A 25,362-nucleotide genomic window follows, 5' to 3' on the forward strand; every position below is an offset into this window, starting at 1 on the left:
GCCATCCCTCTTTTTCAAGCAAATTGGCGGATGTCCTTAAACTTTAAATACGGCTGCTTATTTTCGAAATAAGCGCGCAGACATTCCTGTTCATCTACTATATAAAAGTGGGGCGCCTGTTTCAATATATACTTCACCCTCCGGTTGGGACGCACGTGTTTCACAGCATCCATGATCCGCATATCCGGGGATACGTGCTGGTATTCCGTCTTCATCCCTTCCCTGTCTTGATAGGCGCAGAAGAGCAGGTAGCGCATATGGCTGAACGCACGCTTTCTCCATTCCAGAACGTGTTCTGTAATGAGAAAGGCTGTGAGCAGGACGGCTGCAAGCGTCCACCGCTGTTCAAGGAACAACCACCCGGCCGCCGCTGTCAAAATGAGCGCAGAAAAAAGAAGCGTCCTTTTCAAGCTCTTTTGGAAGGAATACGCCTGGCAGAAGAAATAGAAGATGAGTTTGCCGCCATCCAGCGGCCATACGGGCATCAGGTTAAAACACAGGATCAAGGTGTTGTAAAACAAGGCCGTCGTAATGAAAGGGTGCGGTCCCGCCCCCATTGCAATGCCGTACAGAAGAAGATAGATCCAAAGGTGCTGAAGGGGGCCTGCGAGGACGACGGCTGCCTGCTCTTTAAACGGGCGGGTGTGGTGTTCTTCACTGACAACCGCTCCGCCGAACAGCCAGATTTCAAGTTTTTCCACCCGCCAGTTGAAATGACGAGCCGTCCAAAAATGACCCATTTCATGAATGAAGACGATCGAGAATAAAAGAATAAAATCAAGAATGGCTCCTGTAAGAATAGCCGAGAAAGCCAGCAGAAAGAAAAGAGGGTGGATATGAAGCCAGCCGGCCACCCTAAGATCCTTCATTTACTTTGATCACCTGAACCGGGTCCAGGTACGTGTTGTCTTTTTCTATAGCAAAGAAAAATTCAGCCGTCTCTCCCTCTTCCGCTTTCACAGAACCGAGTCCACCCTGGGACTGAACATTTTCATACAAATACACATCGATCTCGGACAAATAGCCGTAGGTCGTTTCCGTGCCGTCCTGATGCTGCAGGACAACCGTCTTACCTGAGTCGGGGTCATTTCCGGCAAACACGACCGTTCCTTCTCTGACAGCGCGCACTTTGGAATCACTGGCTGTCGTCAAAATGATTCCCTTCCCGTCGTTTTGAAAAGGGGTTGTCACTGTCCCATTCACAGGCATGGCAAGGGGCTCTTCCACCTGCTCTTCTTTCGGTTTCATAACTTGCAGAGGATCACCAAACCGGTCATTATACCAGGCCGTGACTTTAGCAAACGGAAACTCATCCGTCATCTGTCCAGCTGCCCAGTCCGCTGGTGCTTTCAAGAGGGCGGTACTGGAATGTGTACCAGCGGCCATGACGGCAAATAACAGCGCTGCGAAGAATACCTGCAGGCCGATCCGGCTGCTACGGCGGTTTTCAACTGGTTCCCTTGGAGGCCCTCCATCATGATCATTGGTTATCAACGGCGGGAAACCGTGAACCTCTTCATCCTGGGGAGGCTGATAAACCGGCCCCTTCCGCGGCGCCTGCCGGTCCAGCCTCTTTTTCTTCCGGCCTGCTATATTCCTCCGTACATCCCTTATATTCTTATTCACACTCAAACCCCTCTCTATGGCCCTTTTTTCTATTATTCTATGGGACAAGGGGTCGGTTTATTAATCCTTTCTCGCTTCTGAAGAACCGGTGTCGTTCCAGCTTCCTTCTCGACGGGACATGCTTGGATATAAAAAAGCTGTCGAGAGTATTCTCGACAGCTTTCAGGCCCAGCAGGATGACGCTGGTTCGTATTTTAGGTGCGCATTCCGAAGAACCGCTTCACTTTTGCAAGCACGCCTTTATCCTCTTCCAGACTTAACAGAGGTACGGTTTCACCCAGGATCCGGCGGGCAATATTTCTATAGGCTAACGACGCTTTGGAGTTCGGCTTCATCGCAACAGGCTCTCCACTGTTGGATGCCTTGATGACGGCTTCATCATCAATGACGATGCCGAGAAGATCAATGGACAACACGTTGACGATTTCATCCACATCCATCATATCTCCATTTTTCATCATGTGGTTCCGTATCCGGTTGATGACCAGTTTCGGCGCTTCCAGCTCTTCCTGCTCAAGCAGTCCGATAATCCGGTCGGCGTCACGAACACTTGATTTTTCCGGCGTTGTAACGACGATCGCTTTATCTGCACCGGCTACGGCATTTTTATACCCTTGTTCAATACCAGCGGGGCAGTCAATCACTACATAATCATAGTCCTGCTTCAGTTCCTCGACAATGGCTTTAATGCCTTCCGGCGTGACCTCCGATTTATCAGACGTCTGTGCAGCCGGCAGCACGTGGAGGCATTCGAAGCGTTTATCTGTAATCAGTGCCTGTTTCGTTTTACAGCGCCCTTTTACGACATCCACGATGTCATAGATAATCCGGTTCTCAAGCCCCATCACAACATCTAAATTCCTGAGACCGATATCAGTATCAACTAAGCAGACTTTTTTGTCCTGCAAGGCCAAAGCGGTCCCCAGATTGGCAGTTGTAGTCGTTTTTCCGACGCCTCCCTTTCCAGAGGTAATGACAATCGCTTCACCCATTGATCATTCTCCTTTCAAAACTTACGAGATTCGGTCTCTTCTTTACAACTTCCTGTAACCGATCAATACGAATCTTCTGAAAGTCCTTATCAATAAACCCGCATTCCATATACACGCCCTCAGACTCGTAGTCCGGGGATCGGCTGAGCTGATCGGCAATTCTCAGCTGACTGGGCTGCATATAAGCGGCCGCAATCACAGCAGCCGTATCCCCTTCACACCCGGCGTGGGCAATCCCTTTCAGACGCCCCATGACAAAGATGTTTCCAGTGGCATTCACCTGGCCACCGGGATTGACATCTCCGACAAGAAGCAGATCACCCTTCACTTCAACAACCTGTCCTGAACGGACAGTTCTGGCTACGGGAGTAATTTCTGTGTTTTCTTTCCAATCCAACGCTTCTTTTTTTGTCAAAACGTCCGATTCGATTTTATCTACGACGAGTTTCTGTTTTTCACGGACAACGGCAGACAGTTCTTCTTTCTGCTCTTCTGTCAAGTAGCGCTTTCCGACTTGAATAATGACCCGGATCATCGGCTCATCTTCCGTGACTCCGTTCATGGACAGCTTATCCTGCAGATCCCGGAGGAGCCTATCGAATGAACACTGGTCATCCAATTTCAAGATCAATCCATCTCTCGTTCCTTTAATCATGATTCTCTGACCATTCGCCGACATTGGCAATCACCTCAAGACCTTAGACATTCACTACACTAAACGTTACTGATTTCTTCCGACCAATCGTATGCCCTCTCTTTCACGAGCGGATAAAGCAGGGTGAAAAAGATCATATTCGCCGCCAGTGTAGGCAGCAGACGAAGCAGACCATAGTCCACCCAGCTGATTGACGTAATCTGAACGAACGAATACACGATATAAAGAAGGGCATCCGCCAGTATGAGGCCGATGACTGCAAGTAAAAATGCGGCAGGGAAATTGGCGTGAACCAGTTTTTTCAACCCGTGAACCACATAAATAATCAGGGTGTAGGTAATCATGTACACCCCGAGCACCCCTGTGTATACGACATCAATCAACAGGCCAAAGACAAGACCGTACCAGACAGCGTGGTACGTATGATCCTTATCGTAAAAGATCGCAATGATAAATAGAAAGATCAATATCCAGTGAGGAGTGATCAGGAGATCCGAATAGACAAGCTTTGCAGGAAGCAGGCTCATTGCCATTCCCTGCATCACAAGGAGGAAAAGACAGAAAAGCGGGATGACATACCGGCTCATGATTCATCCCCCTCCGCTTCATTGCTTGTATCAATCGTTTCCACTGAACGATCCACCACCATCACGTGGTTGATGTCGAATAAATCAGCAAACGGTTCCACGTACGCGGTTTTTGTCAGACCATACTGATCATTCACCACTTCTTCGACCGTTCCAATTCTCAGGTTACTTGGAAAGACACCTCCAAGCCCTGAGGAAATAACCGTGTCCCCAGGCTCCAGCTCCTCATCAAGCTTGATGCCTTCAAGGAGAAGACGACCCGATTCATCATCATAACCTTCGATCAAACCGAAGGCTTCTTCCTTATCTTCCCGGACTACCCAGGAGGAAATCTTATTGGAGCGGTCAAATCCGCTCAGCAGCAGTACAGTGGAATGGAAGGCTCCTGCGGATTTAACTTTTCCAACCAGACCGTCACTCGTCATGACCGCCATGTCCTTTTCCACACCATCTTCCTCGCCTTTGTTGATGGTCATCTGCTCAAACCACCGATCCGAGCTTCGGGCGATGACTGTCGCCTGAATCGAGGAATAATCGCTGAGCCCCTCCGACTTCCCGAGGGTATCCTGAAGTTCGTCCACTTCTTTGTTAAGACGCTGATTCTCCTGAATCACACCTTTATATTCAGACAGGCGGGTTTTCAACACCTGGTTCTGCTCGTATACGTTGAACATATCCTGTACGTTCTCAACCGTCGTATCTACGAAGCTGACCGGCTTATGAAAAATCGTCTGCATCCATCCGACCGAATCCTGAAGGAATTTTTCAGGAGTGCTGAGAGAATCCCGATCACGGATGGAAAATCCAATTAACGTGACAAGTACTATGAAACCAAGCAATACAATCATCAGTCTTTTTCTGCGGAATAAAGAAGGCATAACCTATTCGTTTACTCCATGTTCGCCCGGCTGGCCACATTGGGCTGTGAGCGGAAGTGATGGATGTATTCCAGGGATTTCCCTGTTCCGATGGCTACGCAGTCAAGCGGTTCGTCCGCAATAAAGACCGGCATATTGGTTTCGTCACTGATGACTGTATCGATGTTTTTAAGCAGAGCGCCGCCCCCTGTCAGGACAATGCCTCGTTCCATAATGTCCGCAGCAAGTTCAGGCGGGGTTTTCTCCAATGTGTTTTTCACCGTTTCTATAATCGAATCGACCGTATCTTTCATGGCTTCATAAATTTCATCGTTCTTAACCGTAATCGTCTTTGGAAGACCGCTCAAAAGATCGCGGCCGCGGATATCCATTTCCTCGATATCCTTGACTTCACCGGCGCCGCCAAGCTCCATTTTTACGTCTTCGGCTGTACGCTCACCGATCATCAAATTATATTTTTTACGCACATGCTGGATGATGTTGTCATCCATTTCGTCCCCGGCTACACGGATGGACTGGCTCGTCACGATCCCGCCGAGGGAAATGATGGCTACTTCGGTCGTACCGCCGCCGATATCGACGACCATGCTTCCTGTCGGCTCCCATACCGGGAGGCCTGCCCCGATAGCCGCAGCAAACGGCTCTGCAATCGGATAGGCTTCCTTGGCACCGGCCTGTTTCGTTGCATCTACAACAGCTCTTTCCTCCACCATGGTGATCCCGGACGGTACACAGACCATAACGTTCGGTTTGCTTGCGAACGAAGAACGGTTTTTCAAGGCTTTTTTAATGTAATACTTCATCATCTGCGCCGTGGTATCATAATCAGCAATGACCCCGTCCTTCATTGGGCGGATCACGTTTATGTATCCGGGTGTCCTTCCAATCATATTCCGCGCATCATTTCCTACGGCTTCAATCTCTCCAGTTTGAGAGTTTTTGGCTACGACAGAAGGCTCCCTGACGATAACCCCTTTATTTTTCAAAAATACAAGTGTATTCGCTGTACCCAGGTCAATCCCGAGGTCTTGAGAGAATCCAAAAATCCCCAATTCTATCTTCCTTTCTAAGAGCCCGCTTTCCTCAGGCGGGGGTGAGACATCCCCAAAATTGTCTGATTAGAAGAAGCGCCGATTTATAAGAAGATCCTATAAATGGCGCTCATCTTTTTCATCTATTCAATTATACGAAAAAACTACAAAAATAGATAGTGGTACAACAATCCCTATTAAACTTTTTCCAGAAACATACGAAAGCTTATGGTAAGTCCATGAAAAGAAAGCGCGACCATTCATAGATAGCCTTTTTCTTTCAGGCTGATGAATGTACGATCACCAATAACAATGTGGTCAAGCAGTTCAATGCCGATCATTTTCCCGCATTCTTTCAGTCGCTGGGTGACCTGAATATCTTCCTGGGAAGGTGTAGGGTCTCCGGAGGGATGGTTGTGGGCACAGATAATCGAGGCTGCGGAACGTTTCACCGCTTCTTTGTATACTTCTCTAGGGTGGACGATGGATGCATTTAAACTTCCAATGAAGATGGTCTGCCTGTGAAGCACCTGGTTCTTCGTATTTAAGAACAAGCAGATGAAATGCTCCTGCTTTAAATCACGCATTTCCTCCATAATAAAATCCGCTCCGTCTTCAGGACTCCGGATCATATAGCGTTCCGCCGGCTTCATTTTGTGCATCCGTTTCCCAAGTTCAACCGCCGCCAGAAGCTGCACCGCTTTGGCGGCTCCGATGCCCTTGATGGCAGTAAGCTCCTCAATGGCCGCATCCTTTAACAGGGTCATCCCTTCAAAATGAACGAGCAGACGATTGGAAAGCTCCATCACGGACTCTTGTTTCGTTCCGCTTCCCAGAAGGATGGCGAGAAGCTCCTGGTTGGACAAGTGGGCCGGTCCCAGTTGAATCAACCTTTCACGCGGGCGGTCCTGCTTTGGAACATCTTTAATCATTACGTTTGGCGTAGTCAAAGATTCACATCCTTCCTCAATCCTCCCCAGGGAATAAGCTGTTAATGGATGAAGATGCCAAACGCTCTCAACTCCCGGATGACCCGGGCGATAGGGAGACCGACAACGTTGTAATAATCACCTTTGATTTCCTTGACGAACAGGCCGCCCTTTCCCTGAATCCCATACCCGCCCGCTTTATCCCAGGGCTCTTTAGTGTTCAGGTAGTGATCGATCTCCTCGTCCGTCAACGTATAAAAGCTTACATCCGTCCCTGTCGTAAAGGTTCGTTTCTCCTCAAGGGTCCGCAGGCATACAGCTGTGTACACTTGATGCGTCCGCCCGCTCATTGTTTCCAGCATACGACGGGCTTCACCGGTATCAGCAGGTTTACCTAAAAGGTCTCCGTCAATCGATACAACAGTATCTGAAGTCAGCAGCACTTCTTTCTCGTTCAATTGCACAGCGACACTTTTTTGTTCCGCCAGAAAAGCGGCTGCTTCCTCGGCAGGCATGGCATGATCCAGCATTTCATCAGCATAGGAGGGGCGGATAAGCGGGGAAGCCCCCGCCATTTCCAACAAGGCTTTCCGCCGGGGGGATTGAGAGCCGAGCACAAGCGTCTTCATCACAACAAACATCCTTTCTATCCATGGGGTTACATGTATCATACTAAAAATAACCGGAAATGCAGATGACTGAAACATCCGTCTTTTAGAATTTCCTGATATAAAAAAGGAAGGGCTGCCTGAGCAAATTTCCTTTTCTCACTCTTCTTTTACAACGAACAGCTTATTCCAGGGATTTTGCGACTTTCAGCCAGTTCAGGTTGTTCTCATCCTGTGACTCCCAGTTCACAAGGGCCTGGCCAAGGGCGGAATCTTCGCCGGCCGCTTTGGCGATTTCCTTCCGCTGTGACTCATTGATTGAACCGAGGGTGTGGGTTTTCATCCCTTCCTGCAGGGCCGGAGGCAGCTCTTTCTCAATGGTCACGACCCACGGTTTCACATAGGTTTCGATACTTTTAGACTTCATCTCTTCTGCCATGTAGGCTGCCTCCTGCTTGGAAGAAGCACTTCCGACAAACAGAAAATACTGCCCGTCCCGCTTCCATATGACTGACGATATGGACTGGGCGTTCAAACGGCTCTGCCACTCGCCGGCTTTTCCCTCTGTAGAAAAAGCACCGGCCTGGACAATGTATGTATCCAGCGTGGCTGCCGCACTGGCCGGCAGTTGGTTTTCAGCTCCTTCTTCTGCCCCCTGTACCTGTCCGGCCGGTGCTTCGGGAGAAGGAAGAGTTTCTGTCCCTGCCGTTGTGACATCCGTCAAGGAAACAAACATCCGTAACAGAACGAAACCAATTCCCAGGCTGAGCAGGAGGGCAATCACTGCCGTAGCAAGGACCGGCCGGTAGGATCCAGGGATCCGCCACTTCTTTTTCACAGGAAGTGGATAAACAGGAGTGGCCCGCTTATCTTTTTCCTTATCTTGATCCACAGCCGCCGCCTGTTCATTTTGAGTACGGACCACTTCGTTTTTTGAACCGTTCTCAGGCCGGAATGAAATCGAAATTTTCTTTTTTGAATCCATGGTTATCACTCCTGCAACGTTTGTCCCAACCCTATCACAGAAGAAATAAAAACCATGCTTAATTTTGTCGGGGCCGCTTCGACAATTTCGGCTTATTCATAAGCTCCTCTTCTCTCCTTTTCCCCTGCAGTTCCTTATTATTGAAAGCTTTGGACGTAGAACGCCAGTATAGCGTCACCATAATAAAAACTGATAACGGCCCCGGCCATGATAAACGGGCCGAAAGGGAAAGGCTGACGGCGGCTGATCACCTTGGCAGCCAGCAGAAATGTGCTGATCAGAGTTCCTGCTGTCACAGCCAGAAAGAATGTCAAGAGAGTCAACGGGCCCCCGAAAAACAAACCGAGCACGGCCAGCAGTTTCATATCGCCTCCCCCCATCCCTCCACGGCTCAGAACAATGATTAAAAGCACGATTGCAAAGCCGGTACAGGCACCAAGCAGCGAGGCATACCATGGACTCAGAGGAAAAAACAAACGCAGAACGACAAACGCAAAGGCAAAAAACATCAGAAGCCGGTTGGGAATGATCATATACTTCACGTCGCTGACGGTCACGATGACCGCCAATGAAAGGAGGAGGACAGCCTCCAATACGTCCACCGACCACCCGAATTGACAATAGGAAAACAGAAACAAGCCTCCTGTGATCAGCTCTACAGCAGGGTAAACCAGAGAAATGTGCGTTTGACAATGGCGGCACTTCCCTTTGGCGAGCGTGTAGGAAGCGAGAGGAATTAAATCTCTGGCCTGCAGCGTCGTCGAACAAACCGGGCAGGCAGATCTTGATGTGATAAATGGAGCGTTTTGAGGCAGTCTCACCCCAACCACATGAAAGAAAGAACCTAATATGGTTCCAGTGAGGAAAAAGTAGAAAGAGAAAAGGATATACATACGCGGATCTCCTTTTTCAGAAATGAATAGCCGGTGTAAAAGGAGAGAAGGGAGTTTAATCAGGCGGTGGGTTCAAAAGCAGAGGATCATAAAAATTATAGCCCACATCTCCGGTTTTGTCTCAAAAAAATAAAAAGCCAGTCCAATAAAAATTTATTGGACTGGCTGCATCAAATCTTTATATCCCGCAACTCTGTTTCTCCCTCTTTGTTTCGCTCCGACGTACATCGCCCTGTCCGCCTGACGAATCAAGTCGAGGGGTTCCTCACACGGGTCAGGATAGGAGGCCGCACCGATGCTTGCAGTGACTTGCACGGAAACAGGCCCCTCTTGTTTCAGAATATGTTCAACTACGGTAAACGGATCCTCCGTAATGACGCCCTGGATATGAAGGGCGAAAGCAAGAGCCGCTTGTTCGTCGAATCCCGGCAGAAGAAAAACAAATTCTTCTCCTCCGTAACGGGCCAGTGTCATGTCCTCCCCGGCTGCTTCCTTTAAACGACCGGCGAGTTCAATCAAAATTTCGTTTCCGCTTTCGTGCCCATACGTGTCGTTCACCTTTTTGAAGTGATCAATATCCAGGAGGATCAGCGAAACCGGTTCCCGTTCATCTTCCTCATGCTTTAGGAACGACTGCTTCATAAAATCATCGAAATAGCGGTAATTGTAAACGCCTGTCAGCGCACAGCGCTCACTTTCCTCTTTCGTTTTCTCATAGTGACGCGCATTTTCAATGGCTACACCGAGATAGTTGGCCAAAATGGACAATATGAGGAGCTGAAACTGCAAAAACGCCCGTTTTTGGTTCGAGTATACCGTAATCACACCAACCGTCTCATTATTCCGGACGACCGGGACGGATAAGACACTTTCCGAAGCGTCCGGTATATAAGGACTTTCCAACGGTCTCCATTCTGTCCGTTTTTTGTAGTAGGCCCCTTTTCCAGCCTGGAGCGTATGACCACTCACACTCTCCCCTTTTTGTAAGGTAATCGGCGGAAACTCCAACGTTCCCGACCGGTCGAAAAAACGGATCAGTTTCAAACGGCCGCTTTCCTTCACATCAAACACATACAAATGATCCAGCGGAAGAAGGTCCGACATGTGATCGACGAATATGTTCAGCACCTCTGTCACGCTTAGCTCGCCTGTCAATTCATGGCCGATCCGGCTCGCCCGCTTCAAATACTCATTCACCTGACTGCTGTTATGGTACATCATCATCATGCCTGATATGAACACAAAAGGAATACCAACAAAGAAAATCCCACTGATTCCAAATGGGAGAAAGACGACGAACAGGACAAAACCGATCGGCAGCACCAGCCCCGCTGTCATCACATCCCATAACAAACCTTGATCCAGCCATTTGAACGGCCGTTTATACAGCCATTTGGAGATGGCCGATAGAAAAAGCTGGTTCAACACAATCTGGGAGACAGCATAGGAAACGATAGGAAAAAGATCACGAAATTCATCCACAGCCTCAGGACCATGTCCGCCCCCGAGTCCTTCATAAAGGAGCGCGGAAAAAACAGAGATCATCAGAAACATAAGCTGGTTGATGGGGATTCTGTACATCGTATGCCTGCTCAACCTTACTTTGATGAGCAGGGCACCTAAGGCAATTTGAGAAATGACTATTTCTGCAAACAGTCCGTAATGGAGAAATACGGCGAAAGCCACTCCCTGTGAAAAAAACACCGGGTGGTCTCCGATCCGCAGTGGAAACAGAGCTACAATGACCGTAAGCAGCGCAAATATCACCAGGTTGATCCAGCTTCCGGAAATCGCCGGCGTTTCCAAGTTGTAAATCAGTACAAGACCCAGGGGCCAGATGACCGCCCAGACCAGCCAGACACCAATAATTTTTTCTTTGGACATCGTATCACCTCTGCCTGTAAACGCCGTTCATTATAGTATATTTTACCATAAAACATTGAAAAATTTTCTATAAATTCCCACTTTCACAAGCATTACTTAAGAAATGACCGGACTATAGAGATAAAATAAAGTGAACCGGAGACGACAATAACGTCCTCCCCACCCGCTTCTGTCATTGCTTCACGGACCGCCTGCTTATAATCAGCAAAAGCCTCGGTATGGGGCACAGGGGAAAGTTCCTTCAAAGCCTCTGAAGATAATGCTCTTGGAAAATCAAAGGTGGTGACATAGAGGTGATCTGACACTTCCTTCAGCTTCCCCAACATTTTTTCCACCGGTTTATCTTCCAAAGCTGCATAAACCAACAGAATGCGACGGTCTGAGTAGTGGCGCTTCACTGTTTCCACAAGAGCATCGGTGCCTTCTTCATTATGCGCCCCGTCCACGATCGTCAACGGCCGGCGACGGAGCGTTTCAAATCTTGCCGGCCAGAACGTTTTCTCAATGGCTTTTCCATACTGTTCTGTTTCCAAAGGCACGCCCTGCTCTCTTAGCACCTCCGCTGCCTGGATCGCAAGCGAAGCATTGGTCACCTGATGGGGCCCTAGCAGCGAGCTTTTCCAAACAGGAGAGGTGAAGGTTGGACTGATGAAACGGAAGGTTTCCCTGCCTTCTCCACTTGCCAGGTGATCCGCGTGAAATTCCTTCCCGTATCCATACATACGGGCTCCACACTCTTCCGCTTTTGCGGCAATGACATCAACCGCTGCCTGCTGGGAGGCACCGGTGACAAGGGGGACTCCCTGCTTGATGATCCCGGCTTTTTCGCCGGCGATCTCACTGATTGTAGAGCCGAGGATGTTCATATGATCATGACCGACGTTCGTGATAACACTCAACACAGGATGAATGATATTTGTAGAGTCATACGTACCGCCAAGCCCTGTTTCCATCAGGACAAAATCCAGGTCCAACTGTGAAAAGTGCAAAAGAGCCGCAGCCGTAATCACTTCAAATTCCGTCGGTTCTCCGAGCGAGGTCTGCTTCAGTTCCTCCGACAATGGACGAATCTGCCCGACAGTCTCTGCAAGCTCACGGTCCGAAATCGGACGGCCATTCACACTGATCCGCTCATTGAACGTTTCAATATACGGAGAGGTAAAAGTACCTACCGATTGACCCTGCCCCTGCAGGATATGCCTTAAAAACGAAACCGTGGATCCCTTGCCGTTCGTGCCTGCTATATGAACGGCGGTTATCTTCTGTTCTGGATGATCCAGACGCTTCATCATCCATTCCATCCTTTTCAAGCCCGGTTTGATTTTGAATTTTTCCCTTGCGTGTATCCATTGAACCGCTTCTTCGTAATTCATAGGTCTTCCCTCTCTTTAAAAAGAGGAGAGTATTCCGTAGAATACCCTCCTTCTCCTCTTATGCTTTCAGTTCTTTAATACGTGCTTCCACTTTCGTACGTTTATCGAGATAATCGGTTTCTTTCTTCCGCTCTTCCTCAACAACGTGCTCAGGGGCTTTACTTACGAAGCCTTCATTGGAAAGCTTCTTCTGCACACGAGTCACTTCCTGATCCCATTTCTTCCATTCGTTCTCCAGACGCTTGATTTCGTCTTCGATATTGATCAGGCCTGCCAGCGGCAGATAAAGTTCAGCGCCTGTAACAACGGCGGACATCGCTTTTTCAGGGGCCTGCAGATCGGTGGCGATCGTCAGTTCACTCGGGTTGCAGAACCTCTCTACATAGGAGCGGTTCTTCTCGAGCTCCTGAACAACATCCTCATCCTTCGCCTGAATGAGCAGCTGGATCTGCTTGGACATTGGTGTATCCACTTCCGCACGGATGTTACGAACGGAACGGATGATGGAAACGAGACGATCCATTTCCGCAACCGCCTGTTCATTATGGAAATCTTCTCTTACGGCAGGCCATGATGCCTGGGTAATGGATTCCCCTTCATGAGGAAGGTGCTGCCAGATTTCCTCTGTAATGAACGGCATGAATGGATGAAGCATTCTCATGGTCTGATCCAGTGTATAAGCCAGAATCGAACGCGTAGTATGAATGCGCTGCTCATCTTCTCCGTACAATGGAAGTTTGGCCATTTCAATATACCAGTCACAGAAATCATCCCAGATGAAGTTATACAAGTGACGTCCGGCTTCCCCGAATTCGTATTTATCAATGTTGGTCGTCACCTGCTCGATCGTCTGGTTGAGTCGTGTAAGAATCCATTGATCCGCAACGGATTTTTCTCCGGATAGATCGATATCCTCAAATTCCAACCCGCCCATGTTCATCAGAGCAAAACGGGAGGCATTCCAGATCTTGTTTGCGAAGTTCCATGTCGACTCCACCTTTTCCCAGTGGAATCGCAGGTCCTGGCCTGGTGATGAGCCGGTGGACAGGAAGTAACGGAGTGAGTCCGCCCCGTATTTCTCTATGACATCCATAGGATCGACACCGTTTCCTAAGGATTTACTCATTTTACGGCCGTCAGCATCACGGACAAGCCCGTGGATGAGAACGTCGTTAAACGGACGTTCACCAGTGAATTCAAGCGATTGGAAAATCATTCGGCTCACCCAGAAACCGATGATGTCATAGCCGGTTACGAGAACGTTGGTCGGGAAGTAGCGCTGGTAGTCACTGCTGTCTTCATCCGGCCAGCCCATCGTTGAAAACGGCCAGAGGGCGGAAGAGAACCACGTATCCAGGACATCATCATCCTGCTTCCAGTTCTCCGGGTCCTTCGGCGCTTCCTTGCCTACATGGATTTCACCGGTCTCTTTATGGTACCAGGCCGGAATGCGATGGCCCCACCACAGCTGTCTGGAAATACACCAGTCACGGGTGTTCTCCATCCAATGCAGATATGGTTTTTCAAAACGGTCCGGAACAAACTGAACGGCTTCCTCTCCTTTTTGAAGGTCAACGGAGGCATCCGCCAGCGGCTTCATATCAACAAACCACTGTGTGGAAAGATAGGGCTCGACTACAGCGCCGCTTCTTTCGGAGTGACCGACGGAATGCATATGATCTTCTATTTCAAACAGGACGCCCTGCTCCTGAAGATCTTTGACAATCTGCTTGCGGCATTCAAAACGATCCATACCTTTGTACGCCCCGGCATTTTCATTCATCGTACCGTCTTCATTCATGACGAGCACACGCTCAAGGCTGTGGCGGTTCCCGATTTCAAAGTCATTCGGATCGTGAGCCGGCGTAATCTTCACAGCACCTGAACCAAATTCCATGTCGACGTAGTCATCAGCGACAATTTCAATTTCTCTTCCCACAATAGGAAGAACCGCTTTTTTACCGATCAGATGCTTGTAGCGCTCATCTTCCGGGTGAACCGCAATGGCGGTATCCCCAAGCATCGTCTCTGGACGGGTCGTAGCAATTTCTATGGATCCTTCTTCATCCTTCAGCGGGTAGCGCATATGATAAAACGCTCCCTGGACATCCTTGTACTCCACTTCAATGTCCGACAAAGCCGTCTGTGTAGCCGGATCCCAGTTGATGATGTATTCCCCTCGGTAAATCAAGCCTTTTTCATATAAAGTAACGAATACTTCCTTAACAGCATCTGAAAGACCTTCATCAAGCGTAAACCGTTCGCGGGAATAATCAAGGCCGAGGCCGAGCTTTTCCCACTGCGCGCGGATGAACTTCGCATATTCATGCTTCCATTCCCATGCTTTATCAAGGAATTTCTCACGGCCGAGGTCGTGACGGGAAACCCCCTGTTCACGAAGTTTGGCATCCACCTTCGCCTGTGTAGCGATACCGGCATGGTCCATCCCGGGCAGCCACAGGACATCATAGCCCTGCATCCGCTTCACACGGGATAAAATATCCTGCAGGGTCGTATCCCATGCGTGGCCGAGGTGAAGCTTTCCTGTAACGTTCGGCGGGGGAATAACGATGGTATACGGTTCTTTGTCCGTATCACCTTCCGCTTCAAAAAATTTCCCATCCACCCAGTACTGGTACCGGTCCTTTTCGACAGCGGCCGGATCATATTTGGTTGGCATTGAAAGATCCTGTTCACTCATTCTGATCTTCCTCCTTTAATTGATATCAGTCATTACACTCTGCAAGGGGTTTACCAGGCGAGAAAATAAAAAAACCCTTTCATCCAGTAAAAGGACGAAAGGGTTTGATTTCCGTGGTACCACCTTATTTCACAGGAGAGACTCCTGCACACTCACAATCATAACGGCTTCGAACCGGCTTCTCCTACTCATGTTCAAAGAAGCTGCATCAAGGGCGACTTTCATAATCAGGGTTCATGGAAAACTTCCACCATTTGTTTTCCTCTCTGAAAGAAATGATTACGTACTACTCCCTATCTAAGCATTTCACGTATAAAGACTATATTACATATTGTATATAGAACATACGTCTTTAGTCAACTGTCTGACAAAAAATATGCAGAAGCCCGCAGACAGGGCCTGCGGGCTTCTGGATTTAAGAAACGAGGTGAACAGATGAGCCGAATGTACCGCTACCGGCTGCCTCCATGGTGTAAGACGTGGTTGATTGTCATTGAAACCTCTCTGCTTCCGATTGTGATTTTCCAGGCTTTACGTACCATTTTCTGGCCGACGACCTTCGATATTTTCCTTCTTGGACTCGTCATCGGTCTGTGGCTGGCTTTTAAATACAAATGGATTTAATCAGGAATATACACAATCTGTCCAGGGGCTACATCCTCATCACAGCTGTTCACACGCTCCAGCTGTCTGACCGGAACATCATACTTCTCAGCAATGGATGTCAAGGTCTCCTCCCCCTGGGCAATATACATTTTCATCCGAGTATACGTATCCTCACGGTTCGGGAACAAGTGCTTGAAAATTTGTTTGATGCCATCCATCCCACCAGGGGCCGCCTCAGATTCACTGGACTCTGAGGATTCCTCCACACTGACCTCTCCCCAGTCTGACGTACTATCGGAGGAAGGCTGGATGTCATGGACAGCTTCCTGCTCTGTTCCGAAAAATTCAGGAAAGCTTTGTGATTTCTTGTAAAACCAGCGTCCGTCATCCTCCTGCTCCTGTTCTTCCTGTTCCTGTCCGTTCATCCGGAATACAGGGGCTTCTTTTTCGGGGACCGCCCGCTCCGCTTCCGGCGTTTCCTCCTTGAAGTTGACAGGTCCCGCCTGGACAGGCTCATCGAACGCATCATCATTGGCCGCTTCATTCCGGGCTTCCTCGACTCCGTTAATCGTGATTTGTGCGTGAAGGCGGAGCTGACGGTCAGCCGGCAGTTCATAATCAAACGTCTCAATATCAATCAGCACATCATCCAAATTGGAAACACGCTCCAACGGGACCCGTATTTCTACTGGAAAAGCGTGGGAAAAGACGTAGACACCATCCTCCTGCGCTTCGACGCTGTCCATCACCCTTGCTCCCGAAGCTCCCGATGGCTCCGCTTCGGATTGAGGACCCGTCGGAATATATTCACCGCCGAGATCAACGGTCCCCTTCAGGCAGACTTCATCTCCGCGGTCTTCAATCGTAATATCTGGCTCCAAAGAAATACCAATCAGCTCTCTTACACCCTGTCCTTCCTGAAACCATATCGATTCATCCAGATAAAAGGAAAATACATTTTGTTTATTCGGCAATCCAGAGTCCCTCCCTAAGGTATTCCTGTTCTCTACTAACACCTTATGCGGAAGATATCGTTATATACATGAATGGGAGGAATCGCCGTAAAACATCCTGCTACCCACCGGTCTTCTTTCAAAAGAAAACAGGCAGCCGATGATAACGGCTGCCTGTTTCTAAAAGGGGTGTTTATTTAAGTGTTGAAAATACTTTGTTGACCGCCTCAATCGTTTGTTCAATGTCTGCTTCCGTGTGCTTCACGGAAAGGAACATCCCTTCAAATTGGGAAGGTGGAAGATAGACACCTTCCTGAATCATACCCTGATAGTATCTCTTAAACATGTCCAGGTCAGATTGGTTGGCCGTTTCAAAGTTATAGACAGGTTCGTTGGTAAAGAAGAAACCGACCATGGAACCTGCGCGGTTAACAGTAAGTGGAATGTCATAGGTTTCGGCCGCCTTTTTATAACCTTCAATCAGCTGATCCACACGTTCACTGATGGAAGCATAGGCTTCCTCTGTCATCGCCGATATCGTCTGGTACCCGGCCGTCATGGCAAGCGGATTTCCTGATAACGTCCCTGCCTGGTAGATATCACCAACCGGCGCGACACGTTCCATGATTTCACGCTTCCCACCATAGGCACCGACAGGAAGTCCGCCGCCGATTACCTTACCAAGACAGGTCATATCCGGAGTGACACCGAAATGGCCCTGAGCACTGTGATAGCCGACACGGAAGCCCGTCATAACTTCATCAAAGATCAGAACCGTGCCATTGTCTTCGGTCAGCTGGCGAAGCTCCTGGAGAAAGCTTTCCTTCGGAGGGACTACACCCATGTTTCCGGAAACCGGCTCAATAATGACCGCCGCCAGGTCATCCCCGTACTCTTCAAAGACATATTGGACACTTTTCAGATCGTTGTATGGGACCGTAATCGTGTTTTGGGCTATGGAAGCTGGAACACCAGGCGAATCAGGAAGTCCGAGTGTCGCCACCCCGGATCCAGCCTTAATCAGCAGAGAGTCTCCATGACCATGATAGTTCCCTTCAAATTTAAGGATTTTATCCCGGCCGGTATAGCCGCGTGCCACTCTCAAGGCACTCATCGTAGCTTCTGTCCCGGAGTTGACCATACGCAGCATTTCAATAGAAGGAACGCGCTCGCGAACGAGATCAGCCAGTTGATTCTCAATCTCTGTCGGCGCTCCGAAACTTGTTCCATGGGCCGTCACTTTTGTTAAAGCGTCGGTCACCCTTTCATCGGCATGGCCGAGGATCAACGGGCCATAACTCAGGACATAATCGATATACTCGTTGCCGTCGACATCAAAGAGCCTGGAGCCTTCTCCTTTTTCCATGAAAATCGGATCCATGCCTACGGATTTGAATGCACGAACTGGAGAGTTGACTCCCCCGGGCATCAATTCTACAGCTTCCTGATACGCTTGTTTGGAACGATCAAAGTTTTTCATCGTCAGCACCTTCCTTCTTATGATTGGTCTTCCTTCAGCCAGTCTGCCGCATCTTTAGCAAAATACGTAATGATCAAATCCGCACCGGCCCGCTTCATAGCGGTCAGCTTTTCAAGGACGATTTCTTTTTCATTGACCCAGCCGTTCTGGGCAGCAGCCTTGATCATGGAATATTCGCCGCTGACGTTGTAGGCGACGACAGGCAGGTTGTAACGGTCTTTCACTTCGCGCATAATATCGAGATAAGCCAGTGCCGGTTTGACAATAAGGAAGTCAGCGCCTTCCTCGACGTCAGACTCTGCTTCTCTAAGAGCTTCCAGTCGGTTGGATGGATCCATTTGATAGGCACGGCGGTCTCCAAACTGAGGAGAGCTGTGAGCAGCATCGCGGAATGGTCCGTAAAAGGCGGACGCAAACTTCACGGCATAGGACATCACTGGAATATGGCTGAAGCCGGCTTCATCAAGTCCCAGGCGGATGGCTGCAACAAAGCCGTCCATCATATTGGACGGAGCAATAATATCCGCACCGGCCTGTGCCTGGGTGACAGCTGTCTGGGTAATGTAGGTTAAGGATTCATCGTTATCGATATCCCCGTCACGAACGATGCCGCAGTGGCCGTGATCGGTATACTGGCACAGGCACGTATCAGCAATGACGGTCAAGGAAGGCACCTCTTCTTTAATCTGGCGGATCGCACGCTGGACGATGCCTTCTTCATTATAAGCTTCACTCCCGACGTCATCCTTATGTCCAGGAACTCCGAAGACGATCACTGAACGGATGCCTCGCGTCACAAGCTCCTCCATTTCGGACGTCAAGTGGTCAAGAGACACTTGATGGACTCCCGGCATAGAAGCTACTGGATTTTTAATATCCCGGCCTTCGACGACAAAAATCGGATAGATCAAATCATCTGTGCGCAGATGTGTTTCTCTTACGAGGGCCCTCATGGATTCCGTACGGCGCAGTCGACGGTGCCGTTTAAATTGCAGATCTTTCATTCCTATCGATTCCTTTCGTTCTTAAAATAGAAAACCATCTGTTCCACCATGTGTTCTATGGTATACTGCGGCGGAGTAAACACGCAGGTAAACCCTTCCGCCTCCGCTTTCCGGGCCGTCGTCGGTCCGATACAGAAGCAGGGCAGGGACAACCCACTTTCCCGGCTGCCCTTCGTCACCGCTCTAAAAGCCTGTATGGTGGACGGGCTTGTAAACGTTAAGGCATCCAGGTCCCCGTTCTCCAGCCAGCTGGTAATATTTTTCTGATTACTCGTCAATAACAGCGTATCATAAACGGTCAGCGATTTGAAAAACACGCCACGTTTACGAAAAGCTTCCGGAAGAACGTCCCGGGAACGGTTTCCCCGTATGTATAAAAGCTTTCCCGGATCCGGGTACATTTGAAAAAATTCCTCTTCCATTTTAGCCGCTTGAAAGGATGCAGGCAAAAAATCCGCTTTTCTTCCATACCTCTGCAGCGCCCGATCTGTTTTTGTGCCGATGACAGCCATACGGACCTGATCAGGAAGAACCAAGCCATATCTATGCAGCCATTTGAAAAAAAACTTCACGGCATTGGAACTGGTTAAAAAAATCCAGGAAAATTCGTGAAGTTCATCTTCTATGTGTTCGTTTTTCTGTTGATCGTTCAATTGAAAAGCGAGAAGCGGGGTGTGTCTTGGAACACCGCCCGCTTCCTCGATCCGCTCTTTCAACGGCGCCGCCTGGGATCTGCCTCTAGTAATGAGGATGTTCTTCCCCTGCAGTGGCGCGTCCATTACTGACCATACTCCTCTTTGGCACGATCAACGATTTCCTGTGCCCCCTGGTCTCTTAAAAGATCAGCCGCTTGTCTGCCGACTTCAATTGGATCCTGTCCGGTTACGGTTTCATGAAGGATCGTATTCCCGTCCGGCGTTCCCACTAAAGCGGTAAGGACGATGTCATCGCCTTTCCGGTACGCGTATCCACCAATAGGAACCTGGCAGCCGCCATTCAAATCGTGGAGGAATTTCCGTTCGGCCGCCACTGTCGTCTGCGTGTATTCATGATTCAGTTTCATAAGAAAATCACGCAGTTCTTTATCCTCTTCACGGCACTGGATGGCTAGCGCTCCTTGACCGACAGCAGGTACACAAACCTCCGGCTCCAAATACTCTGTGACGAGGTTGTCATCCCAGCCCATCCGCTTCAAACCGGCAGCAGCCAGAACGATAGCGTCATAATCTTCCTCTTTCAATTTCCTAAGGCGTGTGTCAATATTCCCGCGGATCCATTTAATTTCAAGATCCGGACGGACCGCTTTGATCTGAGACCCACGGCGGAGACTGCTTGTCCCTACAATGGCGCCTTCCGGAAGATCCTTCAAGGCAACGTGATTATTGGAAACGAACGCATCGCGGTGATCTTCACGGATCGGCACGGAAGCGACTGTCAACCCTTCGGCCACCACAGCCGGCATATCCTTCATACTATGGACAGCCATATCAATGGTACCGTCGTACATCGCCTGTTCGATCTCTTTGATGAACAAGCCTTTGCCTCCGACTTTAGATAACGTCACATCAAGAATCTGATCACCTTTTGTCGTGATGCGCTTGATTTCGAAATCGTAGGATGGATCAATCTGTTTCAGCTGATCGATCACCCATTCCGTCTGAGTGATGGCCAGATTACTCTTTCTAGAGCCGATAATGATTTTCCTCATGCTTGTTCCTCCTCTTTAAAAGTGAAAGTTGGATAGAGAGCTGAATAAAAAGAAATTGATAAGCAGAAATAAAAAGGCGGCGGCGTTAAATATGGAAATGGTCCGTCCCTGATACCCTTTAACCACCCGCAGAATGAGATAAATCATATAACCGATCAACACGAGGAAAGAGCCGAGCGTCTTAAAATCATACCAGTAGAACACATCTGTTGAAACATAGCCCCAGACAACCCCGAGAATGATGGCGATGAGGAGGAGGGGCACGCCTAAAATGACCGCAACATAAGAAAAATGGTCCAGCTTAGTTAAATCCCCGAGCCGGAACAATTTGGCATTCCATTTTTTCTTTTTTAACAGCCGGTACTGCAGTAAATACATGATGGAGAAAATAAAGGAAAGCGTGAAAAAGCCATAGGAGATAATCGCCAGGCTGATATGGATGACGAGAAGCTCATTGACCAGCGCCACCCCTTCCTTCTCCATTACATTTTGAGCCCTTGTGAAAATATGAATAATCATAATCAAAAAACCGACGACATTCGTAAAGAATACGAGAAAATCCATCTTGAACAGCCGGTTGATTAATAGGGAAAACGTGACCAGAATCCACGTATAAAAATATAAGCCGTCATACACCGTCATGATTGGAAAGTTGTCGTTCATAAAAAACTGGGACAACAGAAAAACGCTTTGCAGAACCCAGACCATACTAAGCAACCAGAAGGCCGCACGGTTGGCCTTCCGGTTTGTCTGGACAAAATCAATAAAATACCCGATCAGGCTGAGTCCATATAGGAATAGGATCAGCTCGTACACCCATTTCAACTCAAACATGGAGCCGCCCCCCTCAGGAATGAATCATAGGGCTGATGATGGAAACAGAGTGATCGGCCTCTATATGACGCTCATTCGCTGAGCTTTTCTTTTTTTCCTGCTGCTGGACCTCTTTTTCCACCTGCTCTTCAATACCGAAGATCTGGGTGAACAGCTTCAGGGTTTCTTCAGAATCCGGCTGGGCCGCCAGTTCCTTGGCCTGTGAAATCGGTTCTTTTAACATTTGGTTGACGATACTCTTCGTATGCTTGTTCAACACTTTCCGTTCACGATCGGATAAGTCAGGCATTTTCCGTTCAATGCTTTTCATCGTTTCCGACTGGATGTCGAGGGCTTTGGAACGAAGCGCAGAAATCACCGGAACTACACCGATTGTCTGGAGCCACTGCTTGAACTCCACGATTTCCGCTTCCATCATAATCTCGATTTCCTCTGCGGCCTGCCTGCGCATTTCCAGGTTGGCATCTACGATTCCCTGAAGGTCATCAATATCATAGAGGAAGACACTTTCCAAGGATTCCATCGCTGGATCCAGGTCTCTAGGCACAGCAATATCGACGAAGAACAGCGGCTTGCCCTTCCGTTTCTTATGGACAGGCTCCATCATTTCCTTCGTAATCACATATTCGGACGCACCTGTAGAACTGATGACGATATCGGCATCAGCGAGTACCGTTTCCAGTTCATCCATCGTCCTGGCATACCCGTTAAATTGACCGGCAACAGTCCGTGCTTTTTCCAGCGTGCGGTTGATGACGGTCACTTTACGGACACCGGAGCCGTGAAGGTTTTTGGCGGCCAGTTCGCCCATTTTTCCGGCGCCCAGAATCACAATGTGCTTATGAACGAGGTCACCGAATATTTTCCGAGCCAGTTCAACAGCTGCATAACTGACCGAGACAGCGTTTTCACCGATTTCCGTGTCACTATGTGCTTTTTTCGCCATGGTGACGGCCTGTCGGAACAGCTGATTGAAAATGGTTCCGGTCGTGCCTGCATTCTGTGCACGCAGGAAGGCCTGCTTCATCTGGCCAAGGATCTGCGTCTCTCCGAGGACCATGGAATCAAGGCCGGAAGTGACTCGCAGCAGATGCTCGACAGCTCCATCTGTTTCATATATCGCAAGGTAAGAGGTGAACGCCTCTTTATCCACTTGAAACCAGTCAGCTAAAAACTGTTTAATATAATACCGCCCTGTATGGATCTGGTCCACAACGGCGAAGATTTCCGTACGGTTGCATGTAGAAATAATCACATTCTCCAGGACACTTTTACGCCCGTTCAACTGAGCCATAGCTTCCTCAAGCTTCTCTTCAGAAAATGTGAGCCTCTCTCGAATTTCCACAGGGGCTGTTTTGTAATTAAGACCGACGGCTATAATGTGCATTTCGTATACCCCCATTACACGTGCAGATTTTCTCCTGTAGTGTAGATTATAACATAAATAACGGAAGATTTTTTGTCCCAATTATGAACAGATCTTGAATCTGTTATGATAGGATGAAATAGAGTTATTCAATCAAATACTTATAATTATTAGATTAGAACGAATCTAATTTATAATTCGTTTGTAATATACCAAATCTACAGGAGAATATCAAGGAACAAACATTATCATTACATAATGACTGGATGTGAGCACATTGAATAAAAACCATACCCTGCTTGGGTTTCTCTTCATTGGACTGGGTGCGTATTTTTTTCTTCGTCATCTCAATATTCCCCACTTGCAGCCGTTTTACTCGTGGCCGTTCCTGCTCGTTCTGGTCGGCGCAGCCTTTTTATTTCACAGCTATGTGAGTAAAGATACTTCCAGTCTGTTTACAGGAACGATCGTTACTGGTTTCGGGATTCATTTTCTAGCTGTTGATCAACTGGCTTTCTGGCGCGATCACTGGGGCGTTTATCTCTGTATTGTCGGCGCAGCCTTTCTGCTTCAGTATAGAAAAACAAAAAAAGGACTCATTCCAGCCCTTGTCCTGCTCGGAACAGGAGCTTTCGTCCTTTTTTCACCTACAATGCCTGCCTGGATGCAGTGGATCAACCAATTCTTCCTTTTACTCGAAAGGTTCTGGCCTCTGGCCTTGATTGCCTTCGGTCTGTATCTTCTTAAAAAGAAACCATAAGGGAAGCAGAAAAACAAGGCTGTCGATGAATGTCATCGACAGCCTTGTTTTTATTTTACAGGATGGAACTTAAGAAGGCTTGTGTCCGCTCTTCTTTCGGATTTTCAAAAATCTCCTGTGGGGTCCCGCTCTCGACGATCTTTCCATCGTGCATATACACGACTCTGTCGGCCACTTCACGGGCAAAGCCCATTTCGTGCGTAACGACGACCATCGTCATCCCTTCCTGAGCAAGGGTCTTCATCGTTTGAAGCACTTCTCCGACAAGCTCCGGATCAAGTGCTGAGGTGGGCTCATCAAACAGCATGATTTCAGGCTTCATCGCCAGGGCGCGGGCGATGGCTACACGCTGCTTCTGCCCGCCGGACAAGCGGGACGGGAATACATCCGCCTTATCGCCGAGCCCGACTTTTTCAAGCAGCTGCTTCCCTTCCTCTCCCGCCTGCGCCTTGGAGAGCTTTTTCACCTGCAGCGGAGCTTCCATTACATTCCCGAGCACCGTTTTATGCGGAAACAGATTGAAGTGCTGGAATACCATTCCTACCCGCTGGCGCACTTCGTTCAGGTTATCCTTCTTCGGATTGATTTCTTTCCCCTGAATGTAAAGCTCTCCGCCATTTTTCATTTCCAGGAAATTAAGGCAGCGAAGCATCGTACTTTTCCCGGAACCACTGGCCCCGATCAATACGACGACTTCACTTTCCTTTACTTGAAAGTCAATATCCTTCAAGACGTGCAGGTCCCCAAAATATTTATTTAATTGATTCGCTTCAATCATATAATCAGACAATCGATTTCCTCCTCCATTAATCGCTGGCCGCCAGTTTCTTCTCAACAGCCCCGACAACAAGGGTCAGCAGGAAGACCAGAATCAAATACCATACCGCACTGACGAGCAGCCAGGTCATGTAATCAAAGGTATTCGCCCCCTGAGTGGTGGCGACAGCGAAAATCTCCGATACCCCGATAAATGCAGCCAGGGATGAATCTTTCAACCCAATAATAAACTGATTTCCCAGCGGTGGCAATGCACGCCTGAACGCCTGCGGCAGAATGATCCGGCGCATCGTAAGCGCCTGACTCATTCCGAGGGAGCGCCCTGCTTCCGTCTGCCCTTTTCCAATCGACTGAATCGAACCTCTGAATATCTCAGCAATATAGGCTCCATTATGGAAGGCAAGACCGAGCGCTACCGACCAGAACCCACTGATCATCCAGATTTCGGTCAGCCCGTAGTAGAAAACAAAAATCTGGACGATCAACGGTGTTCCTCTGACTACATAAATGTAGATATTCGCTATCCATTCCAACACTTTGATATCGGAAATCTTCATAAAAGCAAACATAAGTCCGATGAAAATCGCAATAAAGATGGATACAGCCGTTAAGGCGAGCGTCAGTTGAGCCGCTTCAAAGAACATCCCCCGGCTGCTGATCAATGAATCCCAGAAATGAACAACATTCAAATACATGTGCACCAACTCCTCTGTCATATGAAAAAGAGTACGC

At 48.7% G+C, this 25,362-nt stretch carries 25 protein-coding genes and 1 other annotated feature; of the genes, 2 read left to right on the forward strand and 23 right to left on the reverse strand.

The genetic code is table 11. The features are described 5' to 3' along the window. Positions 1 to 14: 14 nt before the first annotated feature. From QMA39_RS07205 to QMA39_RS07270, 14 genes are all read right to left on the reverse strand, one after another. Positions 15 to 869 (reverse strand): site-2 protease family protein, encoded by an 855-nt coding sequence (locus QMA39_RS07205; RefSeq protein ID WP_027955264.1) that lies wholly within the window; start codon positions 867 to 869, stop codon positions 15 to 17. Continuing rightward, entirely contained in the window at positions 856 to 1,626 is a 771-nt protein-coding gene (locus QMA39_RS07210) for a M23 family metallopeptidase (RefSeq protein ID WP_206935344.1), read from the reverse strand. Before QMA39_RS07210 ends, QMA39_RS07205 begins: the two co-directional genes overlap by 14 nt. Before the next feature lie 194 nt (positions 1,627 to 1,820). Further along, complete coding sequence (gene minD, locus QMA39_RS07215; RefSeq protein WP_027955262.1) at positions 1,821 to 2,618, reverse strand: septum site-determining protein MinD; 798 nt, start codon at positions 2,616 to 2,618, stop codon at positions 1,821 to 1,823. Continuing rightward, positions 2,611 to 3,297 (reverse strand): septum site-determining protein MinC, encoded by a 687-nt coding sequence (gene minC / locus QMA39_RS07220; RefSeq protein ID WP_027955261.1) that lies wholly within the window; start codon positions 3,295 to 3,297, stop codon positions 2,611 to 2,613. Before minC ends, minD begins: the two co-directional genes overlap by 8 nt. 35 nt (positions 3,298 to 3,332) lie before the next feature. After that, on the reverse strand, positions 3,333 to 3,860 hold the full coding sequence (gene mreD / locus QMA39_RS07225; protein WP_027955260.1) for a rod shape-determining protein MreD: 528 nt from the start codon (positions 3,858 to 3,860) through the stop codon (positions 3,333 to 3,335). Continuing rightward, entirely contained in the window at positions 3,857 to 4,708 is an 852-nt protein-coding gene (gene mreC / locus QMA39_RS07230) for a rod shape-determining protein MreC (protein ID WP_348646593.1), read from the reverse strand. The genes mreD and mreC overlap by 4 nt, the downstream gene beginning before the upstream one ends. Positions 4,709 to 4,749: 41 nt before the next feature. After that, the gene (locus tag QMA39_RS07235) at positions 4,750 to 5,790 is read right to left on the reverse strand and encodes a rod shape-determining protein (protein WP_027955258.1); all 1,041 of its coding nucleotides are present in this window, start codon (positions 5,788 to 5,790) and stop codon (positions 4,750 to 4,752) included. A gap of 239 nt (positions 5,791 to 6,029) precedes the next feature. Further along, complete coding sequence (gene radC / locus QMA39_RS07240; RefSeq protein WP_281658287.1) at positions 6,030 to 6,719, reverse strand: DNA repair protein RadC; 690 nt, start codon at positions 6,717 to 6,719, stop codon at positions 6,030 to 6,032. Between the two features lie 41 nt (positions 6,720 to 6,760). Next, positions 6,761 to 7,327: a Maf family protein gene (locus QMA39_RS07245; RefSeq protein ID WP_027955256.1), complete on the reverse strand. Its 567-nt coding sequence runs from the start codon at positions 7,325 to 7,327 to the stop codon at positions 6,761 to 6,763. A 163-nt stretch (positions 7,328 to 7,490) separates the two neighbouring features. Then, positions 7,491 to 8,291, reverse strand: coding sequence for an SPOR domain-containing protein (locus QMA39_RS07250; protein WP_281658288.1), 801 nt, complete (start codon positions 8,289 to 8,291; stop codon positions 7,491 to 7,493). A gap of 137 nt (positions 8,292 to 8,428) precedes the next feature. Next, positions 8,429 to 9,184, reverse strand: a complete 756-nt coding sequence (locus QMA39_RS07255) for an A24 family peptidase (RefSeq protein ID WP_281658289.1) — start codon at positions 9,182 to 9,184, stop codon at positions 8,429 to 8,431. Positions 9,185 to 9,337: 153 nt separating this feature from the next. Next, positions 9,338 to 11,068 carry a sensor domain-containing diguanylate cyclase gene (locus QMA39_RS07260; RefSeq protein ID WP_281658290.1) on the reverse strand — a complete coding sequence of 577 codons (1,731 nt, stop codon included), beginning with the start codon at positions 11,066 to 11,068 and terminating at the stop codon, positions 9,338 to 9,340. 92 nt (positions 11,069 to 11,160) lie between these two features. Continuing rightward, positions 11,161 to 12,441 carry a folylpolyglutamate synthase/dihydrofolate synthase family protein gene (locus tag QMA39_RS07265; RefSeq protein ID WP_281658291.1) on the reverse strand — a complete coding sequence of 427 codons (1,281 nt, stop codon included), beginning with the start codon at positions 12,439 to 12,441 and terminating at the stop codon, positions 11,161 to 11,163. 58 nt (positions 12,442 to 12,499) lie between these two features. Then, positions 12,500 to 15,142, reverse strand: a complete 2,643-nt coding sequence (locus QMA39_RS07270; protein WP_281658292.1) for a valine--tRNA ligase — start codon at positions 15,140 to 15,142, stop codon at positions 12,500 to 12,502. 87 nt (positions 15,143 to 15,229) lie between these two features. Further along, positions 15,230 to 15,451 (reverse strand) — a binding site (T-box leader). A gap of 126 nt (positions 15,452 to 15,577) precedes the next feature. Between QMA39_RS07270 and QMA39_RS07275 the strand changes: the two genes are divergently transcribed. After that, positions 15,578 to 15,766 (forward strand): hypothetical protein, encoded by a 189-nt coding sequence (locus QMA39_RS07275; RefSeq protein ID WP_027955250.1) that lies wholly within the window; start codon positions 15,578 to 15,580, stop codon positions 15,764 to 15,766. Here QMA39_RS07275 and QMA39_RS07280 read toward each other — a convergent pair. From QMA39_RS07280 to hemA, 7 genes are all read right to left on the reverse strand, one after another. Next, positions 15,763 to 16,722 (reverse strand): LysM peptidoglycan-binding domain-containing protein, encoded by a 960-nt coding sequence (locus QMA39_RS07280; RefSeq protein WP_281658293.1) that lies wholly within the window; start codon positions 16,720 to 16,722, stop codon positions 15,763 to 15,765. The two genes, QMA39_RS07275 and QMA39_RS07280, sit on opposite strands and share 4 nt — an antisense overlap. A gap of 172 nt (positions 16,723 to 16,894) precedes the next feature. Further along, positions 16,895 to 18,181: a glutamate-1-semialdehyde 2,1-aminomutase gene (gene hemL, locus QMA39_RS07285; protein WP_206935361.1), complete on the reverse strand. Its 1,287-nt coding sequence runs from the start codon at positions 18,179 to 18,181 to the stop codon at positions 16,895 to 16,897. A 17-nt stretch (positions 18,182 to 18,198) separates the two neighbouring features. After that, complete coding sequence (hemB, locus tag QMA39_RS07290; RefSeq protein ID WP_281658294.1) at positions 18,199 to 19,185, reverse strand: porphobilinogen synthase; 987 nt, start codon at positions 19,183 to 19,185, stop codon at positions 18,199 to 18,201. Positions 19,186 to 19,187: 2 nt separating this feature from the next. Continuing rightward, positions 19,188 to 19,964: a uroporphyrinogen-III synthase gene (locus QMA39_RS07295; protein WP_027955246.1), complete on the reverse strand. Its 777-nt coding sequence runs from the start codon at positions 19,962 to 19,964 to the stop codon at positions 19,188 to 19,190. Next, complete coding sequence (gene hemC / locus QMA39_RS07300; RefSeq protein WP_027955245.1) at positions 19,964 to 20,893, reverse strand: hydroxymethylbilane synthase; 930 nt, start codon at positions 20,891 to 20,893, stop codon at positions 19,964 to 19,966. Before hemC ends, QMA39_RS07295 begins: the two co-directional genes overlap by 1 nt. Before the next feature lie 15 nt (positions 20,894 to 20,908). Next, entirely contained in the window at positions 20,909 to 21,727 is an 819-nt protein-coding gene (gene ccsA, locus QMA39_RS07305; RefSeq protein ID WP_027955244.1) for a cytochrome c biogenesis protein CcsA, read from the reverse strand. Positions 21,728 to 21,740: 13 nt separating this feature from the next. Beyond that, a complete protein-coding gene (gene hemA, locus QMA39_RS07310) occupies positions 21,741 to 23,114 on the reverse strand; it encodes a glutamyl-tRNA reductase (RefSeq protein ID WP_281658295.1) in 1,374 nt (457 codons plus the stop codon). A 256-nt stretch (positions 23,115 to 23,370) separates the two neighbouring features. Here hemA and QMA39_RS07315 point away from each other — a divergent pair, with 256 nt between their 5' ends. Beyond that, complete coding sequence (locus QMA39_RS07315) at positions 23,371 to 23,853, forward strand: DUF5668 domain-containing protein (RefSeq protein ID WP_027955242.1); 483 nt, start codon at positions 23,371 to 23,373, stop codon at positions 23,851 to 23,853. Positions 23,854 to 23,908: 55 nt separating this feature from the next. Here the strand turns inward: QMA39_RS07315 and QMA39_RS07320 are convergent, their stop codons facing one another. Further along, positions 23,909 to 24,631 carry an amino acid ABC transporter ATP-binding protein gene (locus tag QMA39_RS07320; RefSeq protein ID WP_027955241.1) on the reverse strand — a complete coding sequence of 241 codons (723 nt, stop codon included), beginning with the start codon at positions 24,629 to 24,631 and terminating at the stop codon, positions 23,909 to 23,911. 28 nt (positions 24,632 to 24,659) lie between these two features. Next, positions 24,660 to 25,325 (reverse strand): amino acid ABC transporter permease, encoded by a 666-nt coding sequence (locus QMA39_RS07325; RefSeq protein ID WP_051254688.1) that lies wholly within the window; start codon positions 25,323 to 25,325, stop codon positions 24,660 to 24,662. Positions 25,326 to 25,362: the final 37 nt, after the last annotated feature.

This window comes from Halobacillus sp. Cin3, assembly GCF_947311855.1.
GTDB classification, from domain to species: domain Bacteria; phylum Bacillota; class Bacilli; order Bacillales; family Halobacillaceae; genus Halobacillus; species Halobacillus kuroshimensis.

What these genes read in the sequence shown, in the direction of transcription:
- QMA39_RS07205 (WP_027955264.1), bottom strand. Translation starts at nt 869, where the DNA reads ATGAAGGATCTTAGGGTGGCCGGCTGGCTTCATATCCACCCTCTTTTC.
- minD (WP_027955262.1), bottom strand. Translation starts at nt 2,618, where the DNA reads ATGGGTGAAGCGATTGTCATTACCTCTGGAAAGGGAGGCGTCGGAAAA.
- minC (WP_027955261.1), bottom strand. Translation starts at nt 3,297, where the DNA reads ATGTCGGCGAATGGTCAGAGAATCATGATTAAAGGAACGAGAGATGGA.
- mreD (WP_027955260.1), bottom strand. Translation starts at nt 3,860, where the DNA reads ATGAGCCGGTATGTCATCCCGCTTTTCTGTCTTTTCCTCCTTGTGATG.
- mreC (WP_348646593.1), bottom strand. Translation starts at nt 4,708, where the DNA reads ATGATTGTATTGCTTGGTTTCATAGTACTTGTCACGTTAATTGGATTT.
- QMA39_RS07245 (WP_027955256.1), bottom strand. Translation starts at nt 7,327, where the DNA reads ATGAAGACGCTTGTGCTCGGCTCTCAATCCCCCCGGCGGAAAGCCTTG.
- QMA39_RS07250 (WP_281658288.1), bottom strand. Translation starts at nt 8,291, where the DNA reads ATGGATTCAAAAAAGAAAATTTCGATTTCATTCCGGCCTGAGAACGGT.
- QMA39_RS07255 (WP_281658289.1), bottom strand. Translation starts at nt 9,184, where the DNA reads ATGTATATCCTTTTCTCTTTCTACTTTTTCCTCACTGGAACCATATTA.
- QMA39_RS07260 (WP_281658290.1), bottom strand. Translation starts at nt 11,068, where the DNA reads ATGTCCAAAGAAAAAATTATTGGTGTCTGGCTGGTCTGGGCGGTCATC.
- QMA39_RS07265 (WP_281658291.1), bottom strand. Translation starts at nt 12,441, where the DNA reads ATGAATTACGAAGAAGCGGTTCAATGGATACACGCAAGGGAAAAATTC.
- QMA39_RS07270 (WP_281658292.1), bottom strand. Translation starts at nt 15,142, where the DNA reads ATGAGTGAACAGGATCTTTCAATGCCAACCAAATATGATCCGGCCGCT.
- QMA39_RS07275 (WP_027955250.1), top strand. Translation starts at nt 15,578, where the DNA reads ATGAGCCGAATGTACCGCTACCGGCTGCCTCCATGGTGTAAGACGTGG.
- hemL (WP_206935361.1), bottom strand. Translation starts at nt 18,181, where the DNA reads ATGAAAAACTTTGATCGTTCCAAACAAGCGTATCAGGAAGCTGTAGAA.
- hemB (WP_281658294.1), bottom strand. Translation starts at nt 19,185, where the DNA reads ATGAAAGATCTGCAATTTAAACGGCACCGTCGACTGCGCCGTACGGAA.
- QMA39_RS07295 (WP_027955246.1), bottom strand. Translation starts at nt 19,964, where the DNA reads ATGGACGCGCCACTGCAGGGGAAGAACATCCTCATTACTAGAGGCAGA.
- hemC (WP_027955245.1), bottom strand. Translation starts at nt 20,893, where the DNA reads ATGAGGAAAATCATTATCGGCTCTAGAAAGAGTAATCTGGCCATCACT.
- ccsA (WP_027955244.1), bottom strand. Translation starts at nt 21,727, where the DNA reads ATGTTTGAGTTGAAATGGGTGTACGAGCTGATCCTATTCCTATATGGA.
- hemA (WP_281658295.1), bottom strand. Translation starts at nt 23,114, where the DNA reads ATGCACATTATAGCCGTCGGTCTTAATTACAAAACAGCCCCTGTGGAA.
- QMA39_RS07320 (WP_027955241.1), bottom strand. Translation starts at nt 24,631, where the DNA reads ATGATTGAAGCGAATCAATTAAATAAATATTTTGGGGACCTGCACGTC.
- QMA39_RS07325 (WP_051254688.1), bottom strand. Translation starts at nt 25,325, where the DNA reads ATGTATTTGAATGTTGTTCATTTCTGGGATTCATTGATCAGCAGCCGG.